The sequence below is a fragment of the Burkholderia sp. FL-7-2-10-S1-D7 genome (assembly GCF_001524185.1).
In the GTDB taxonomy this organism is placed as follows: Bacteria; Pseudomonadota; Gammaproteobacteria; order Burkholderiales; family Burkholderiaceae; genus Burkholderia; species Burkholderia diffusa.
Map to the genome: position 1 here is coordinate 1 of NZ_LOWY01000032.1, position 17,105 is coordinate 17,105.

Below are 17,105 nucleotides of genomic sequence, written 5' to 3' on the forward strand. Positions count from 1 at the left end.
ACCACCCACTACGTGTACGAGCCGGGCAGCTTCGTACCGGTAGCGCAGGCGGTGCGCGACGACGCCATCGAATTGCTGGACCAGCCCGAGTACGGCGATTACTACCGGCAGGATGATGACCCGCTGTGGTTGCCGCCGTCGCCAGTGCCGACGATCAACAGCCTGGCGTGGTACCAGTGCGACCACCTCGGCACGCCGCAGGAGCTGACTGATGAGCAGAGCGAGATTGCGTGGAGCGCGGAGTACCGCGCGTGGGGCGTTGCGCAGGAGGCCATACGGAAAGCATCCGGCAAAGCACCGATCGCCAATCCCATCCGCTTCCAGGGGCAGTACCATGACCATGAGACGGGGCTGCATTACAACCGGTATCGGTACTATGATCCGAGTAGCGGACGGTTCATCAGCAAGGACCTGATCGGGCTTGCCGGCGGATTAAACTCGTATCAATATGCCAATAACCCCATTCAATGGATTGATCCGCTTGGACTGGCCCGCATCTTTAAGAATGCGCCATATCACGGAAAAACTGACAATGCCATAAAGAGCAGAGCGCCAACTGACGGTCAAGCAGCACTTGATAACTCAGTTCAGGTAAAGCCAACAAATGAACGGAGAGTCGGCGTTGATGCTAACAATGGAGAGATTGTCGTCTTGGATCAAACCAGAGTGCATCCGAATGGGGATGAAGAGTTTCACGGCCACGTTCGCTGCTGGTGCGATTTACATAATGAACAGAAATCGGCTCTTCAAAAGGCTGGTAAAATATCCGTGAAAGGTAATATTATAAGGAGGTGATTATGGAAGCAACGCATGACAGGAAAGAGCTGGAAGAGTTACTTCAGTCTGGCGACATCACTACTGCGACGGAAACACTCATGTATATATGTTTCAATATTGATGATGCTGATTGGGTGCAAGATAGATGCGTAGAAATTATTGAGCGCAGGGGGGATTTAAACTTAAGAAAGTTGGCGATTACATGCATTGGGCATGTTGCCAGAATTCATTCCGTTATCAATAAAGCCAAAGTGATGCCAGTTCTAGAAAAGTGCCTCAAAGACCCTGCGTTGTCAGGAAGGGCTGAGGACGCTCTTCAAGACATTGAGATATTTATTAAGTAAGAACGGAGGACCACGGCCCTTCGTTTAGTCGGCGGTGATGGTCGGGTAGTAGACAGAAAATTTCTGAGTCGAGTGCTAATGATTTCCTTTTCTCAAGCCGTCAGCCTCAAAAACAGGGTTGCATCGGGCGATGTAGCCGAATGGTCGGGGTCGAAGCGCTGAACCCATCAGTCCGACGTGTCTCGAGCTGACGGGCTAGTCCTTCGTCAGGAATGGAAAGGGGCTGAATGCAGCGCACGGCGGGACACCTTTTTCCCGAGGCATCCCGCGCTTTGGCCGTGCCGAAATGCAGTTGGAACAGTTTCACTTAAGCCCCGCCCGGCGGGCGTTTGCGGGAATTTTATAGGACGTTAAGTGAAACTTCACGAACGGCTTTAAGCGAAACTATTCGAAGTTGCCACGGAAAAACCGCCCGCATACCCTCACTCCACCGTCACCGACTTGGCAAGATTCCTCGGCTTATCGATATCCGTCCCCCGCGCCAACGCCGCGTGATAAGCCAGCAACTGCATCGGCACCGTATGCAGAATTGGCGAAAGCGGCCCGTAGTACTCGTTAAGCCGAATCACCTCGATCCCGTCACCAGGCACCAACCCGCAGTCCACATCCGCGAACACGAAAAGCCTGCCGTTGCGCGCGCTGACCTCGTGCATGTTCGACCGGAGCTTTTCCAGAAGCACGTCATTCGGCGCCACGGCAATGACGGGCATTTCGTTACTCACCAACGCCAGCGGCCCATGCTTCAACTCCCCGGCAGGATAAGCCTCCGCGTGGATATACGAAATCTCCTTCATCTTCAGCGCGCCTTCGAGCGCGATCGGATAATGCATCCCGCGTCCGAGAAACAGCATGTTGTCGCGTCGCGCGAGCAGCTCCGACCAGCCCATGATTTGCGGCTCCAGCGCGAGCACCTTCGACATCGCATCGGGCAGATGCCGCAGCGCACGCAGATGCGCCTTCTCCTCGTCATCGCTCAATCGCCCGCGCACCTGCGCCAGTGACAAAGTCAGCAAGAACAGCGCCACGAGCTGCGTCGTAAAGGCCTTTGTCGAAGCCACCCCGATCTCGATCCCCGCACGCGTGACGAACTGCAGCACGCATTCGCGCATCAGCGCACTCGTCGCGACGTTGCAGATCGCGAGCGTATGCATCATCCCGCGCTGCTTCGCGACATGCACGGCGCCGAGCACGTCGGCCGTCTCGCCGCTCTGCGACACCGCGACGACCAGCGTGCGCGGATTCGGCACGCTGTCGCGATAGCGAAACTCGCTCGCGATCTCGACGCTCGCCGGCAGCTTTGCGATGCTCTCGAACCAGTATTTCGCGGTCAGCGCCGCGTGATAACTGCCGCCGCACGCGAGCAGCAACACCGAATCGATGTCGTTGAACACGCGCCACGCGCCGTCGCCGAACAGCTCGGGCATGATCGACCCGACATCGAGCAACGTATCGGCCACCGCCTGCGGCTGCTCGAAGATTTCCTTCTGCATGTAATAGCGATACGAGCCGAGGTCCGCCGCGCCGCTGTGCGCGGCTACCCGCTGCACTGCGCGCTCGACGCGCTGGCCGGCCGCATCGACGATCCAGTAGCGATGCAGCTGAATATCGGCGACATCGCCATTCTCGAGGTAAGCGATGCGATCGGTGATGCCCGACAACGCGATCGCATCCGACGCGAGGAAATTCTCGCCATCGCCGACACCGACGACGAGCGGCATCCCGTCGCGCGCACCGACGATCCGGTGCGGTTCGTCGCGGCACATCACCGCGATCGCATAGCTGCCGCGCAGCCGCGCGACCGCGCGGCGCACAGCGTCGAACAGGTCGCCGTCGTACAGGTGGTCGATCAGGTGCGCGATCGCTTCGCTGTCGGTCTGGCTCGCGAACACGTAACCGTGCGCCTGCAATTCCGCACGCAGTTGATCGCAGTTCTCGATGATGCCGTTGTGCGACAGTGCGATGCGCGCGTTGTCGTCGCTCGGCGAGAAGTGCGGATGCGCGTTGAGCGTGACGGGCGCGCCATGCGTTGCCCAGCGCGTATGCGCGATGCCGGTGTAGCCGGACAGCGCGTGCGCGGCGATCTCGCGCTGCAGGTTGGCGACGCGGTCGACGCTGCGCGCCCGTGCCAGCGCACGGTCGCGATAGACCACGACGCCGCACGAGTCGTAGCCGCGGTATTCGAGCCGCTTCAGCCCGTCGACGAGGTTCGGCAGGATGTCCCGCTGGGCCACCGCCCCGACAATTCCACACATATCGCGCTCCGTAAATGTCCTGTCTGGACCCGTGACAGCGATGGTAGAAGCGGCTGTGTGGAATTAAATTTCAAAATACACAAGAAAATGAAACAGATGAGACGTCGGCTATCATGTTGAAATTAAATTTCACGAACCTGACCGAAAGGAGCCGCCGATGGCTGGCATCACGCTCGACGATCTCGACCTGCGCATTCTCGCGATCCTGCAGGACAACGCATCGGTGTCGAACCTGCAACTCGCCGAGCGCGCGCTGTCGTCGCCGCCGACGTGCATGCGCCGCGTGCGGCGTTTGACGGAAGCGGGCGTGATCCGCCGCCAGGTCGCGGTGCTCGACCCGGTCGCGATCGGCACGCCCGTCACGGCGTTGATCGAGATCAGCCTCGACCGGCAGACGGCGGAAGACTACGACGCGTTCGAGGCCTACGTGTGCGCGGAGCCGGCGGTCACGCAGTGCTATCGCGTGTCGCCGGGGCCGGATTTCGTGGTGGTGGCCGATCTGGCCGACGTCGCCGAATACGACGCGTTCGCGCGGCGGCTGTTCACCGGCGCATCGAACGTCCGCAACGTGCGGACGTTCTTCTCGACGCATCGCGCGAAGTTCGAGGCGAACGCGCGGGTCACGCATGCGATGCGCAAGCGCGGCGACGCCTAGACCGCCCGACACACGTCGAACGGCACACGCGCGGTGTCAGAACGCGAACGTCTGCTGCATCCGATGGTGCTCGCCGCGCGCGAACGCGGCGCCTTCGAGCGACAACAATGCGCGTTTCCGATCGATGCCGCCTGCATAACCGGTCAGGCTGCCCGACGCGCCGATCACGCGATGGCACGGCACCATGATCGATACCGGGTTGCGGCCGACCGCGCCGCCGACGGCGCGCGCGGCGCTCATCGGCAGCCCGACGCGTTCGGTGATGTCGCCGTACGACACGAGCGTGCCGAACGGAATCGCGAGCAGTTCGTTCCACACGCTGCGCTGAAACGCGGTGCCGCGCAGATGAATGGGCACCGAGAAGGTTTCGCGCGTGCCGGCGAAATATTCGGCGACTTCGTCGGCAACCTTGCGCGCGAGCGGTGACGCGTTGCGTACGTCCGCATCGGGTGCGATCCCGAGCGACGGATAGTATTTCTGGCCGACGAAGAAGAGGCCCGTCAGGGCATCGTCTTCGATACGGATGGCGATGTCGCCCAGTGGGCTCGGAATCAGATGAGCGGGAGTCATCGCGAAGCTTCTCCATGAAGGCGCCACACATGCAGTGCGGCGACGCGCGCATGGCCGTGCGCATCGATGCGCTCGACGCCGTCGGCCCGCCGCTGCGCGAGCAGGCGGATCAATTCGGGCCATGCGAACGGCGGCCGGTACGGTAGCGGGAAGGTCATGTCGCCACTGGCGGATGCGCCGGCGCCCTTGCGCAGGCGCAGCGGATTGAGGCCGTCGCGCTGGCGGAACCAGCCGTCGAAGCGGCGGTTCCGCGAAAGCAGGGCGTCGTAGCGGGTGTCTGGATCGAGGCGCATGAGACGACTGTAAACCATCCGGGCTGCCGGCTCCGGCCGCAATCGGACATGTCGGACATGTGTATCGACGCGCCGGCTCGCGTCATGGCCCCCTTTTCGCACACGGGAAAATCCCGAAAAACGGTTAATGCCACGTTGCGAAGCAGTCGTCTTTTTTGCGCGGCCGGATTTGAGATGACTCATCGAAATCCCCGACTGACACGGCACCCGCCCAAGTCCTATCCTTTGAAAAACGTTTTCCAGAACTCGACGGACGAGCGGTCGCGCGACGCAAGGGGCGGGCCGCCGTCCGCTCCGGCGCCCGTCGCCGGTCACTGACAGACAACATCCAGCGGCGCGACGGGCGCGGCCGCGCATCGGAGACACTCATGCAATCTGCCGTCGTCGGCGCGGTGCGCGCGACCGCCAGCCGCTACCGCTGGACCGTCTGTGCGCTGCTGTTCTTCGCGACCGTCATCAACTACATGGATCGACAGATCCTCGGCCTGCTCGCGCCGATGCTTCAGCACGACATCGGCTGGAGCCAGGTGCAGTACGGTCGCATCGTGATGGCGTTTTCCGCGTTCTACGCGATCGGCCTGCTCGGCTTCGGGCGCATCGTCGACTGGCTCGGCACGCGCATCTCGTATGCGGCCGCGATGCTGGTGTGGAGCGTCGCGGCGATGCTGCACGCGGCGGTCGGCTCGGTGATGGGCTTCGCGGCCGTGCGCGCGCTGCTCGGGATCGGCGAGGGCGGCAACTTCCCGGCAGCGATCAAGACGACGGCCGAATGGTTTCCGCGTCGCGAGCGTGCGCTCGCCACCGGCATCTTCAACTCCGGCGCGAACATCGGCGCGGTGTTCGCGCCGGCGATCATCCCGGCGATCGCGGTGGCCTACGGATGGCGCGCGGCGTTCGTGATCATCGGCGCGATCGGCATCGTGTGGCTCGCGGTCTGGCTGGTGATGTATCGCACGGCCGACACGCGCGCGCTCGCCGCGGAATACGACGAGCCGCGCGACGAAGCCGAAGCGCTCGACGCGGCGAACGCGGATGCCGGTGCGCCGCGCTGGGGCGAACTGATCCGCAAGCGCGAGACGTGGGCGTTCCTGATCGGCAAGTTCCTGACCGACCCCGTGTGGTGGTTCTACCTGTTCTGGCTGCCGAAGTGGCTCAACGAGTCGCGCGGGATGGACATGCAGCATATCGGCCTGCCGCTCGTGTGCATCTATGCGCTGACGACGGTCGGCAGCATCGGCGGTGGCTGGCTGTCGTCGATGCTGTTGCGCGCGGGCTGGAGCGTGAACGGCGCGCGCAAGACGGCGATGCTGATCTGCGCCTGCTGCGTGCTGCCGATCGCGTTCGTGTCGCAGGTGCAGAGCCTGTGGGTCGCGGTGCTGATCGTCGGCCTCGCGGCCGCCGCGCACCAGGGCTGGTCGGCGAACCTGTTCACGACGGCGTCCGACCTGTTCCCGCGCCGCGCGGTCGCGTCGGTTGTCGGCATCGGCGGGATGGCCGGTTCGATCGGCGGCGTGCTGTTCTCGGAAGTGATCGGCCAGGTGCTGCAACGCACGGGCCACTACTGGGTGCTGTTCGCGATCGGCGCGCTGGCCTACCTGCTCGCGCTGGCGGTCATGCACGTGCTCACGCCGAAGATGAAGCCAGCGAAGCTCGACGCTTGATCGCGTGAGGGCAAACGAACGCGCCGCCCGGAGGCGGCGCGTTTTTATTTGCGATGCACAGCGGCGAAGTGACGAGGAAGTGACGACGAAGAGCCGACAGGCGGCGGACGCGACCGCACAATTCAACCGGCCGCGGCCGTCGACGCACGCATGATCAGTCGCGGCTCGAACGTCGAATAGCTGGCGTCGGTGCGCCCGGCGAGCGCGTCGATCAGTTTCTGCATCGCGAGCTCGCCCATGTTCTCGCTCTGGATGTCGATGGTGGTGAGCGCGGGTGCCGCGTATTCGCCGTACGGCACGTTGTCGACGCCGGCGACGGACACGTCCTGCGGCAGCCGGAACCCGAGCGACGCGGCTTCTTTCATGAAGCCGAGCGCGATCAGGTCGTTGTAGCAGATCACGGCTTGCGGACGGTTCGGGCCGAGCATCACGCGCGAGCATGCGCGCTCGCCGGCTTCGGCGGTCGGCGCATGCGCATCGTGCACGTCGAGCGTGAGCCCCGCTTCGGCGAGACAGTCGCGCGCGCCCTGGATCCGTTCGTCGTTGACGCGCGCGGGGCCGAAACCGAGGTACGCGATGCGCGTATGGCCAAGATTGAGCAGGTGGCGCGCGAGCATGTAGGTCGCGAGCCGGTTGTCGATGCCGACGCTCGGAATCGGCAGGCCGGGGCTGCGCCTGAGCAGCACGAGCGGCTTGTGCAGGTCGAGCATCCAGCCGGCCTGGTCGTCGGGCATCCGCGTGCTGACGATCAGCCCGTCGACGCGCTGCGCGAGCGCCTCGATCAGCGAGCGTTCGCGCGCCTGGTTCTCTTCGGTATCGACGAGCAGCAGCGTGTAGTCGTGCTGGAGCGCGACGCGGTTCGCGCCCTTGACGACGTTCGTGAAGTGCGGGTTGCTGATGTCGAGGATCACGAGGCCGATGGTGCGCGTGCGCCCGGTGATCATCGAGCGCGCGAGCGGGTTCGAACGGTAGCCGAGCCGCTCGATCGCTTCCTTGAGCCGCGCTTCGACGGTTGGCGAAAAGCGTTGCGTGCCGTTTACGTACTTGGATACCGTCGCGACCGACACACCGGCTTCCGCCGCCACGTCGCGGATCGTCGGGGAAACTTTTTTCATCGGAAGGGTAACGTTTTCGTTCGATTGCACCGGATTGTGGCAGAAAAAGCCGGTGTCCGGCCACCGACCGATATCGGGAAAGTTCGGATGGCTGCGAGCGGATCCGACCATTGACGTTCGGGTTTTGTCCCGCGTATAGTTGGAAAACGTTTTCCGATTCCGTTGGGTTCGGACGACGTCCAGCACACTTCAGAACAGATTCAAGGAGATTCGATGAACGCCACATCCACCGGCGCACGCAAGCCGTTCGGGCGCCTGCTGCTGACCGGCGCGGCCGGCAACCTTGGCCGTCAGGTGCGCGGCGCGCTGGCGAGCTGGGCCGACATCGTGCGCGTGAGCGACATCGCCGCGCTGGACGATGCGGCCCCGCACGAGGAAATCCGGGTCGTCGATCTGGCGGACCGGCCGGCGGTGATGGCGCTCGTCGACGGTGTCGACGCGATCGTCCACCTCGGCGGCATTTCGGTCGACGCGCCGTTCGACGATCTCGTCGATGCGAACATCACCGGCACGTACAACCTGTACGAAGCCGCACGCAAGCATGGCGTGAAGCGCGTCGTGTTCGCGAGCTCGAACCATGCGATCGGTTTTCATCCGGTCACGGAAGTGCTCGACGCCGATTCGCCGCTGCGCCCCGACAGCCTGTATGGCGTGACGAAGTGCTTCGGCGAATCGCTGTCGCGCTACTACTTCGATCGCTTCGGGATCGAGACGGTATGCCTGCGGATCGGTTCGTCGTTCGAAGTGCCGAAGAATCCGCGCATGCTCGTGACGTTCCTCAGCTATCGAGACTTCATCGAGCTGGTGCGCTGTTCGCTGCTGACGAACCGCGTCGGCCATGCGATCGTGTACGGCGCGTCGGACAACCCGGTGAAATGGTGGGACAACACGAAGGCGGGCTTCCTCGGCTTCCGCCCGCGCGACAGCTCCGAGCAGTTCGCCGGGTTGTTCCCGGTGACGGCGCCGACCGCCGACTACGACGATCCCGCGCAGCGGTTCCAGGGCGGCGGGTTCGTCGTTGGCGAGCCGATGGAGCGCAACGCGAAGTAAGGATCGCAGGCGCCGCCGGCGTCGCGGATCAGCGCAGGATGTCCGTCGCCTTGTGCCGTTCGTCCACGCCGTCGATCAGGATCAACGGGCCGCTCGCGTGCCGCGCGCGCAGCGGCTGGATCCGCCGGTAAGCATCCGATTCGTACCACGTGCGCGCTGTATCGAGATCGGGAAACGCGATCGCGATCAGGTCGCCGCGCCACACGCCTTCGCGCACGTCGGGCCGCGCGCCGTGAATCACGAAATGACCGTCGAACGGCGCGAGTGTGCCGTCGATGCGTTCGAGGTATTCGACGATGTCGTCGCACATTTCAACGTCGTGCAGGTGGGCGATGGCGTAAGCGGTCATGGCGGGCTCCGTGGCGTCGACGCGATGCGTCGATCGGTGAAGCCATGATCGACGCGCGGGCGGCGCGCGTCGATTACCTGCGACGTAAGCACATCCATGTGGCCGTGCGCGATGCCGGCCGCGCGTGGGCCGCGCATACCGCATACCGCGTGCCGCGTGCGGCACGTCACGGACATCGGGCGCGCGACGCACTCACGCGTGCTTGCGGATCGGCCGGGGATGCGGCACAGGTTCCGGCTCCGACTCGGCGGCTTCCTTGCACAGCTTGTCGAGCATGCGTTGCGCGGCGCCCGCGCAGTCCTCGCCGGCGGGCTTGTTCGCGATCTCGTCGATCAGCGCCTGCAGGTTGCGCCGGTTCTGCCCGAGCCGCTGTTCGAGCAGCGCGATTTCGTCGACCTTGTTCCGCAACGCCTGCAGCAGTTCGTCGCGCGGCCACGCGCCGAGATCGGGCGGCAGCACCGCGCGGATCTCGTCGAGCGCGAAGCCCGCGCGCTGCGCGCGGTCGATGATCGCGAGCCGCGTCAGCGCTTCCGGCCCGTATTCCCGATAGCCGTTCGCCTGCCGGCGCGCCGGCTCGAGCAAGCCGCTCGCTTCGTAGAAGCGGATGCGCGATGCCGCGATGCCGCTGGTTCGCGCCAGTTCGCCGATCTTCATCTTTGTGCTCCAGGGGGGGCTTGACCTTGAAGCTGACTTTAAAGTTATGGTTGGGCATCGTCAATCGAGGATGTCCACCATGAACCTGTTTGCGCCCCTCACACTGCCCAATGGCGCGGTGATCCCGAACCGGCTCGCCAAGGCCGCGATGGAAGAGAACATGGCCGATGCGGACCACGCGCCGTCCGACGCGTTGCTGCGCCTGTACCAGGCGTGGGCGGACGGCCGGGCGGGCCTGATCCTGACCGGCAACGTGATGGTGGACGGCCGCGCGATGACGGGGCCGAACGGCGTCGTGCTCGACAGCGACGCGCATCTCGACCGCTTTCGGCGGTGGGCGCAGGTCGCGCGCTCCGGCGGCGCGCACGTGTGGATGCAGATCAACCATCCGGGGCGCCAGATGCAGGCGGCGCTCGGCCAGACGACGCTCGCGCCGTCGGCCGTGCCGCTCGCGCTCGGCGCGCTGTCGAAGCAGTTCCCGGTGCCGAAGGAGATGACGGAAGCCGACATCGTCGACGTGCGGCAGCGCTTCGTGCGCGCCGCGCAGCTCGCCGAGCAAAGCGGCTTCACCGGCGTGCAGATCCACGCGGCGCACGGTTATCTGCTGAGCCAGTTCCTGTCGCCGCTGACGAACCGCCGGCAGGACGCGTGGGGCGGCAGCATCGAGCACCGCGCGCGGCTGCTGCTCGACATCGTGCGCGACGTGCGCGCGACGGTGTCGCCGGCGTTCGTCGTGTCGGTCAAGCTGAATTCGGCCGACTTCCAGCGCGGCGGCTTCAGCGCGGACGATGCGAAGCGCGTCGTCGAACTGTTGAATCCGCTCGGCGTCGATCTCGTCGAGCTGTCGGGCGGCAGCTACGAAGTGCCGGCGATGCAGGGCGAGGCGCGCGATGGGCGCACGCTGGCCCGCGAAGCGTATTTCCTCGAATTCGCACGGGGCATCACGGCCGTCGCGGCCATGCCGCTGATGGTCACGGGCGGAATCCGGCGCCGCGCGGTGGCCGAGCAGGTGGTCGCCAGCGGCGTGGCGATGGTCGGCATCGCGACCGCGCTGTCGATCGATCCGAACCTGCCGCGCGACTGGCAGGCCGGCAAGGACAGCGCGCCGGCGCTGCAGCCGATCCGCTGGAAGAACAAGGCGCTGGGTGCGCTGGCGAACATGGCCGTCGTGAAGTTCCAGCTCGCGCGGTTGAGTGTCGGGCGACGCACGCACCCGGGCGTGTCGCCGCTGCGCGCGCTGGTGTCGCAGCAACTCGCCGCGCAGTGCCAGACGCGGCGTTACCGCAAGTGGATGGCGGGGCGGGCGGCGCGCTAGCGGCGAAGGCGCCGGGTTGGGCTGCCCGATGCCCGCTCACACCGGATACGCATCGTCGACCTTGAGGTTCGCGAGCCGGAACAGCGTGCGCAGCGTCTGCGGATGAATGTCTCGGTGCGCGGCGAGCGACGTCAGCATGAAGTCGAGGACCTTCGCGTAGCGCAGCAGCACGAGGCAGCGCGCGAGATCCGCGTTGCCGCCGCGCATGCCTTCCGCGTAGCTGACCATCTGGGTCGACAGCGTGCGGGCCATCTCGAGTTCCATCTGCTGTTTTTCCGTCCACTCGGGCTGCGGCTGTTCGAGCAGTTTCGCGAGAAAGATCTGGAACGACGTATCGGATGAGTTGGGCAGCGCATCCATGAAGAGCCTCGTAACTTGCGTGGATCGTTTGGGCGCGTCCGATGGAGCGTCCCGATCCGGGTTCATGTCCGCGCCGATCGGCGGCGCGATTGTCATCCGACGGGAACGCACGTTCCGTACCAGCCCCGCGATCCAAGTGTTGAGGAATGTTGACGCTGGGCGCGGCAGCGGTCGTCGCGTCCCGCCGATACTGGCTTGCACGGAAAATCGAGAAGGGAGTCCATACGCTGCGCGCGATCGCGAGCGGCCGCGCGACAGGGACCGGACGAATGAAATGCTTCAACGATGTAACGTAACGCCGGGCTGAAACCGGCCGTGTGTTTCGGTCGGCGAATCGGGGAATGTCGTGTCTCGCGTGTGACGGTGCCGCTCCCGGCGCCGGCCGGAGGTCGGGGCGGTCTCGCGCCGCGAGCCGCGGCGTCATCCGCCTCACGATGAAGGCGCACGACGCACGCGCCGGATGTTTCATATCCGAGACGCCGTGTTCGCGGCACGCCGGCTGCATGCGCAACCCGTGGACGCGCGGCGCCCAACTGGCCCAGCGAATAACCGGACAACTGTCCATGGGCAGCCGCGCCGTGTTTGCGAACAATCATCGCATCATCTCCGCGAGGTTCGACATGAGCGTCCACGCCTTCTTCTCGGCCAATCTGCTGCTGGCCTACACGGCCTATTTCGTCGGTACGGCCAGCCCCGGCCCGAGCAATCTCGCGATCATGTCGGTCGCCGCGAACCACGGCCGCAAGGCGGCGCTCGTGTTCGCGCTCGGCGTCATCTCGGGCTCGATGTTCTGGGCGACGGTAGCCGCGCTGGGCGTGTTGGCGGCGCTGCTCGCCTGGTCGCAGCTGCTGGTCGCGATCAAGCTGTTCGGCGGCGTGTATCTGCTGTGGCTTGCGTTCAAGTCGGGCCGCACCGCGTGGTTGGCCAAGGCGGCCGCCACGCCGAAGGCGACGGCCGATCGGAAGCTGTCGCGCTTCTACGTGCGCGGCGCGATGCTTCATCTGACGAATCCGAAAGCGATCCTGGTGTGGGTGTCGATCGTCGCGCTGTCGTCGAACGGCGCGGGCGCGTCGCACGGCGCCGTCGTGCCGGGCTGCATCGCGATTGGATGCCTGGTGTTCGGCGGCTATGCGCTGGTGTTCTCGACGGACGGCGCACGCCGGCTGTACGTGCGCGGACGCCGCGCGATGGAAGCGTGTCTCGCCGTGGTGTTCGGCGTAGCCGGGATCCGGTTGCTGGCGTCGAACGTGTGAACGGACAACCCGCACGCGTCCAACCAGACACACGATCCGCCGCGCGAACACGCGGCGGATCGGCTTCGGCGCTTCAGATTCAGATTCAGAAAATGAAGCCCGTGTTGATGAACTTCGAGTAGTGATCCGACACGATCGAATCGAGCAGCTGCTTGCTGCCGTCGGTCTGCTTCGCCGCGACCATCGAGCGGATCGAGAACGCACGCAGCGCGTCGGTCACCGACAGCGTGCCTTCCGCCGAATCCTTGCGCCCCGCGAACGGGAACACGTCCGGCCCGCGCTGGCACTGGCAGTTGATGTTCACGCGGCACACCTGGTTGACGAGCGGATCGACGAGCGCGCCGATCTGCGCCGGATCGGAACCGAAGATGCTGACCTGCTGGCCGTGCTCCGACGTCGTCACGTAGTCGAGCGCGGTTTCCACGTCGTCGAACGGCGCGACCGGAATGATCGGCCCGAACTGTTCTTCGCGATACAGCTTCATCCCTTCGGACACCGGATACACGACGGCCGGGTAGAACAGCGTCTTGCTGAATTCGCCGCCCGAATGGTTGACGACCTGCGCGCCCTTGGCCTTCGCGTCGTCGATCGCGTCGGTCATGTACGCGGTGCGATGCATGCCCGGCAGCGGCGTGATGCTGACGCCTTTTTCCCAAGGCATGCCGATCTTCAGCTGTTCGAGCGCGGCGGTGAAGCGCTTCAGGAATTCGTCGACGATCGAGCGATGCACGAGCAGCATCTTCAGCGCGGTACAGCGCTGGCCATTGAACGACAGCGCGCCGAGCAGGCACTCCTTCACGGTGAGATCGAGATCGGCGTCGGGCAGCACGATCGCCGCGTTCTTCGCATCGAGGCCGAGGATCGCGCGCAGGCGGTGCGACTTCGGATGCTGCTTCTTCAGGTGATCGGCGACCTTGCTCGAGCCGATCAGCGCGAGCACGTTGATCTTGCCCGACGCGAGCATGTGCGGCACGACCACCGCGCCCGGCGCGTAGATCGTATTGATCACGCCTTTCGGGAACGCGTCGCGGAACGCCTCGAGCAGCGGCTCGAACAGCAGCGTGCCGTACTGCGGCGGCTTGAACACCACGGTGTTGCCCATCAGCAGCGCGGGGATCAGCGTCGCGAAGGTCTCGTTCAGCGGGTAGTTGTACGGCCCCATGCACAGCACGACGCCGAGCGGCGTGCGGCGGATCTGGCCGATCGTGCCTTCCGCGATCACGAAGCGCGAGTTCGCGTTGTCGAGCTCCTTCAGCGCGTCGATCGTCTGCGTCATGTACGTGACGGTGCGGTCGAACTCCTTCTGCGAATCGGCGAGGCTCTTGCCGATCTCCCACATGATCAGGTTCACGACCAGCTCGCGCTGCGCGACCATCCGCTTGATGAAGTCCTGCATGCACGCGATGCGCTGCTCGACCTTCATCGTCGGCCACTCGCCGCGGCCCGAGTCGTACGCGCGCACCGCGGCGTCGAGCGCCGCATCGCTTTCCGTCTCGCTCATCACCGGATAGCTGCCGATCTCCATCTGCGCGACGCTGCCGTCCGGCTGGCGCACGCACACGGGCGACAGCACGGTCTTGGTTGCGCCGTCCCACGGGCGCAACTCGCCGTCGACCAGCGACACGCGCTGGTGGATCGGCGCGGCGAGCCGGAACTCGGCGGGGATGTCTTGATAGGCGGGAAACAGCTGCTGCAGGGAGGCGGAATCGGGCATGACGGTCTCGTTTGACGGGGTGTCCGGGAAGGACGGGCGATGCGGAATCCTGAGCTGAACGATCCTCGAACCTGAATCGGCATCATGACGCGCGGATGAAGCGGCGTCACGCGGCGGCATGGCCGAAACGCGGAATGGAACCAGTTCCATTTAAAAGGAACGCCGAATCGATTGCAAGATTTGCCGAATGCGATCGCACGACACGTAAGCTATTTGAAGGAATGTGTCCGAATGGCGGGTATAAGTCGCCTGGTGCATGCGCAAACGTTTCACTTCGGCCGGATTGGGCGGATAATGGCTCGGCGCGGCGAAGAAAAAATTGCCCGGGAACCTGAGAGAAAACACACGCAGTGAAGAAAAGAGAGAAGGTCCGCCGCGCTGCCGAAGCGAGGTCGGCTGCCCGGAGCGCCGGGTCGGGGTTGCCCGCCCGGCGCGCACCGGACTTTCGCAGCCGGCCACCGGCATCCCCCGACCTCGCGATGCCTCGCGTTATTCGACGTCCTCGTCGTCTTCACCGTCCTCCATTTCGATTTCATCCCGCCCCGGCGCCGCATACGCGCTCGCCTGCTCCAGCAACCATGCGCGAAACGACTCCAGCGGCTTGCTGTGACTGAACTCCGTCGGATAAACGAGGTAGTACGCCGAATCGCCAACCGTCGCCGCGTCGCACGGCACGACGAGGCCGAGCTGCTGCAACTGCTCCTCGACGAAGAACTTCGGCACCAGCGCGATCCCGAGCCCGGCCGCGGCGGCGCTGATCAGCATCGTGTGCAACTCGTAGCGCACGCCCTGCATCGTGCGGATGTCCTCGATGCCGTGGGTCTCGAACCATTGCGCCCAGGCGCCGGGACGCGTGGTCGAGTGCAGCAGCGGATACGCGAGCAGATCCTCCACGCGTTCGACCGGCCCGTCGAGCAGCGCGGGCGAGCAGATCGGCACGACTTCCTCGCCGAACAGGTAATCGGACGACGTGCCGGGCCAGGTCGGCTTGCCGTAGTGGATCGCGGCTTCGAAGTGCGTGTCCTCGAACGAGAACAGGTCGGTGCGGCTGCCCATGTTCACGCGCACGTCCGGCGTGCGGTCATAGAAGCTCTTGATGCGCGGGATCAGCCAGTGCGACGCGAAGGTCGGCAGCACCGCAAGCTCCAGGTAGCCGCCGCCGCTGCCGTGCGCGATGATCGACAGCGTGTCGCGATCGAGCGCCTCCAGCGCGCGCCGCACCTGCGTGCCGTACAGTTTGCCGGCGCGCGTCAGCACGACGCGCTGTTTCACGCGCGCGAACAGCCGCACGCCGAGGCTCGCCTCGAGCGTCGCGATCTGCCGCGATACCGCGCTTTCGGTCAGGAACAGCTCCTTGGCCGCGTGCGTGAAGCTCTCGTGGCGCGCCGCGGCTTCGAAAGCCACGAGCGCACCCATGTTGGGGATCTTGAATTTGCGCATGATGCTCGTTTTGTCTGACGAACGGACCCGCCCGCGGCGGGCCGGAGGACGAGTGCGAGGACGACCGATAATTCCAAAAACTCATCACGTGTCAATTTAATCTCGCTTTACGCCCTGCTGCAACCCTTTGAATAATGCATCCCACGCAAGGCCAGGCGCCCGCTGGGCGGCCGGCCATTCGAGTTGCCGGCACGCTTGCCGGCGGTCCCCCGAACACGAGAATCCTGATGCGCAATCCGAATATCGAGAGCCTGCTGACGAAGCTGCTGGGACAGGCGAAGACCGACGCCCTGTTCGCGACCCTGAACATGCCGGCCATCCTCGACGAATGGGAACCCGACGTCGTCACGCGCGCGGAAATCGCGCAGGCGATGAACATGGCGCTGTTCGAAGGGCTGCTCGAACGTTCGGCGAACGGCCGCGCGTATACGGCCGACGCGATCGAAAACGGCGGCTCGGTCTACTTCGACCACGGCGCGCTGCGAACGGTGCGCTGGCCGCACACGGGCGCGCTGCCGCCGGGCGAAGCCGCGTTCACGCGCATCCTGCGTCCGCTCGGCTTTCGCCTGAACGGCCGTTATCCGCTCGACAAGCTCGGCATGACCGGCCGCGCGTATGCGCATGAAGACGCACCGGACGAGATCGCGCAGTTCTTCGTCAGCGAACTGCATCCGGAGCGCTTTTCCAAGGAATTTCAGCAGGCCGTGACGAACGTCGTGAGCTCGTCGCGTGATCCGCTGTCGCCGGCGTCCGTCGCGCTCCTGTGGGAGATCGAGCGCGAAGGCTGGCTCCCGCTCGACGCCGCGCATGCGCTGCTGCCGGAGATCGTCGGCGCATTCGCGCGCCAGCACGACCTGCCGAACGAACTCGACTACGAGACGCTGCTGCTCGAATCGGCCGAGATGGCGTGGATCGCGACCGAAGGCAACGCGTTCAACCATGCGACCGATCGCGTGGCCGACGTGTTCAAGCTATCCGACGACGAGAAGGCGAAGGGCCGGCCGATGAAGCCGGAAGTCGAGCGCTCGCGTTCGGGCCGCGTGTTCCAGACCGCCTATCGCGCGGACATCGTCGAGCGCGAATTCCGCACGCGCGACGGCGGGACCGTGAAACGCAACGTGCCGGGCTCGTTCTACGAGTTCATCACGCGCCGCCGCACGTTCGACCAGGCGGCGCGCCGCTGGGTGACGGACCTGCGTTTCGACGCGGGCAACGCGCAGGGCATCTTCAAGATGACGGCGAACGCGGCGAAGTAGACGCGACGCACGCAGACAAACGGGCCGGCGGCTGTCAACAGCCGCCG

16 protein-coding genes and 1 pseudogene are annotated in these 17,105 nt (G+C 65.0%); 8 read left to right on the forward strand and 9 right to left on the reverse strand.

The window, feature by feature from the left end; all coding sequences use genetic code 11:
- Together WS75_RS34935 and WS75_RS32110 are read left to right on the forward strand one after the other, a co-directional pair.
- Positions 1–795 (forward strand): RHS repeat-associated core domain-containing protein (locus WS75_RS34935; protein ID WP_179948909.1); only part of this gene is annotated, 795 nt, incomplete at its 5' end.
- Between the two features lie 2 nt (positions 796–797).
- Entirely contained in the window at positions 798–1,121 is a 324-nt protein-coding gene (locus WS75_RS32110; protein ID WP_082729598.1) for a hypothetical protein, read from the forward strand.
- Positions 1,122–1,543: 422 nt separating this feature from the next.
- Here WS75_RS32110 and glmS read toward each other — a convergent pair whose 3' ends face one another.
- Entirely contained in the window at positions 1,544–3,373 is a 1,830-nt protein-coding gene (gene glmS / locus WS75_RS14385) for a glutamine--fructose-6-phosphate transaminase (isomerizing) (protein WP_059681069.1), read from the reverse strand.
- A gap of 157 nt (positions 3,374–3,530) precedes the next feature.
- On the opposite strand from glmS, the gene WS75_RS14390 reads away from it, so the two are divergent.
- Positions 3,531–4,028: an Lrp/AsnC family transcriptional regulator gene (locus tag WS75_RS14390; protein WP_059681070.1), complete on the forward strand. Its 498-nt coding sequence runs from the start codon at positions 3,531–3,533 to the stop codon at positions 4,026–4,028.
- A 36-nt stretch (positions 4,029–4,064) separates the two neighbouring features.
- Here the strand turns inward: WS75_RS14390 and WS75_RS14395 are convergent, their stop codons facing one another.
- Together WS75_RS14395 and WS75_RS35080 are read right to left on the reverse strand one after the other, a co-directional pair.
- Entirely contained in the window at positions 4,065–4,598 is a 534-nt protein-coding gene (locus WS75_RS14395) for a methylated-DNA--[protein]-cysteine S-methyltransferase (protein ID WP_059681071.1), read from the reverse strand.
- Between the two features lie 32 nt (positions 4,599–4,630).
- Positions 4,631–4,843, reverse strand: a pseudogene (locus WS75_RS35080) (AlkA N-terminal domain-containing protein); the annotation flags it as partial.
- A gap of 416 nt (positions 4,844–5,259) precedes the next feature.
- On the opposite strand from WS75_RS35080, the gene WS75_RS14405 reads away from it, so the two are divergent.
- Positions 5,260–6,552, forward strand: a complete 1,293-nt coding sequence (locus tag WS75_RS14405; protein ID WP_059681073.1) for an MFS transporter — start codon at positions 5,260–5,262, stop codon at positions 6,550–6,552.
- Positions 6,553–6,674: 122 nt separating this feature from the next.
- Here WS75_RS14405 and WS75_RS14410 read toward each other — a convergent pair whose 3' ends face one another.
- The gene (locus tag WS75_RS14410; protein WP_059681074.1) at positions 6,675–7,778 is read right to left on the reverse strand and encodes a LacI family DNA-binding transcriptional regulator; all 1,104 of its coding nucleotides are present in this window, start codon (positions 7,776–7,778) and stop codon (positions 6,675–6,677) included.
- 102 nt (positions 7,779–7,880) lie between these two features.
- Here WS75_RS14410 and WS75_RS14415 point away from each other — a divergent pair, with 102 nt between their 5' ends.
- Positions 7,881–8,717, forward strand: coding sequence for an NAD-dependent epimerase/dehydratase family protein (locus tag WS75_RS14415; RefSeq protein ID WP_059681075.1), 837 nt, complete (start codon positions 7,881–7,883; stop codon positions 8,715–8,717).
- 28 nt (positions 8,718–8,745) lie between these two features.
- Here WS75_RS14415 and WS75_RS14420 read toward each other — a convergent pair whose 3' ends face one another.
- Both WS75_RS14420 and WS75_RS14430 read right to left on the reverse strand, forming a co-directional pair.
- Entirely contained in the window at positions 8,746–9,066 is a 321-nt protein-coding gene (locus tag WS75_RS14420) for a DUF1330 domain-containing protein (RefSeq protein WP_059532307.1), read from the reverse strand.
- A 192-nt stretch (positions 9,067–9,258) separates the two neighbouring features.
- A complete protein-coding gene (locus tag WS75_RS14430) occupies positions 9,259–9,720 on the reverse strand; it encodes a MerR family transcriptional regulator (protein WP_059681077.1) in 462 nt (153 codons plus the stop codon).
- Positions 9,721–9,799: 79 nt separating this feature from the next.
- On the opposite strand from WS75_RS14430, the gene WS75_RS14435 reads away from it, so the two are divergent.
- On the forward strand, positions 9,800–11,035 hold the full coding sequence (locus WS75_RS14435) for an NADH:flavin oxidoreductase/NADH oxidase family protein (protein WP_059681078.1): 1,236 nt from the start codon (positions 9,800–9,802) through the stop codon (positions 11,033–11,035).
- A 36-nt stretch (positions 11,036–11,071) separates the two neighbouring features.
- Here the strand turns inward: WS75_RS14435 and WS75_RS14440 are convergent, their stop codons facing one another.
- Complete coding sequence (locus tag WS75_RS14440; RefSeq protein ID WP_059681079.1) at positions 11,072–11,395, reverse strand: hypothetical protein; 324 nt, start codon at positions 11,393–11,395, stop codon at positions 11,072–11,074.
- A 620-nt stretch (positions 11,396–12,015) separates the two neighbouring features.
- Here WS75_RS14440 and WS75_RS14445 point away from each other — a divergent pair.
- Positions 12,016–12,648 carry a LysE family translocator gene (locus tag WS75_RS14445; RefSeq protein ID WP_059681172.1) on the forward strand — a complete coding sequence of 211 codons (633 nt, stop codon included), beginning with the start codon at positions 12,016–12,018 and terminating at the stop codon, positions 12,646–12,648.
- An 85-nt stretch (positions 12,649–12,733) separates the two neighbouring features.
- On the opposite strand, the gene WS75_RS14450 is transcribed toward WS75_RS14445, so the two are convergent.
- Together WS75_RS14450 and WS75_RS14455 are read right to left on the reverse strand one after the other, a co-directional pair.
- Positions 12,734–14,362 (reverse strand): NADP-dependent glyceraldehyde-3-phosphate dehydrogenase, encoded by a 1,629-nt coding sequence (locus tag WS75_RS14450; protein ID WP_059681080.1) that lies wholly within the window; start codon positions 14,360–14,362, stop codon positions 12,734–12,736.
- Between the two features lie 489 nt (positions 14,363–14,851).
- The gene (locus tag WS75_RS14455; RefSeq protein ID WP_059681081.1) at positions 14,852–15,802 is read right to left on the reverse strand and encodes a LysR family transcriptional regulator; all 951 of its coding nucleotides are present in this window, start codon (positions 15,800–15,802) and stop codon (positions 14,852–14,854) included.
- A 227-nt stretch (positions 15,803–16,029) separates the two neighbouring features.
- On the opposite strand from WS75_RS14455, the gene WS75_RS14460 reads away from it, so the two are divergent.
- A complete protein-coding gene (locus WS75_RS14460) occupies positions 16,030–17,058 on the forward strand; it encodes a DUF1338 domain-containing protein (RefSeq protein WP_059681082.1) in 1,029 nt (342 codons plus the stop codon).
- The last annotated feature ends 47 nt before the right edge of the window (positions 17,059–17,105 follow it).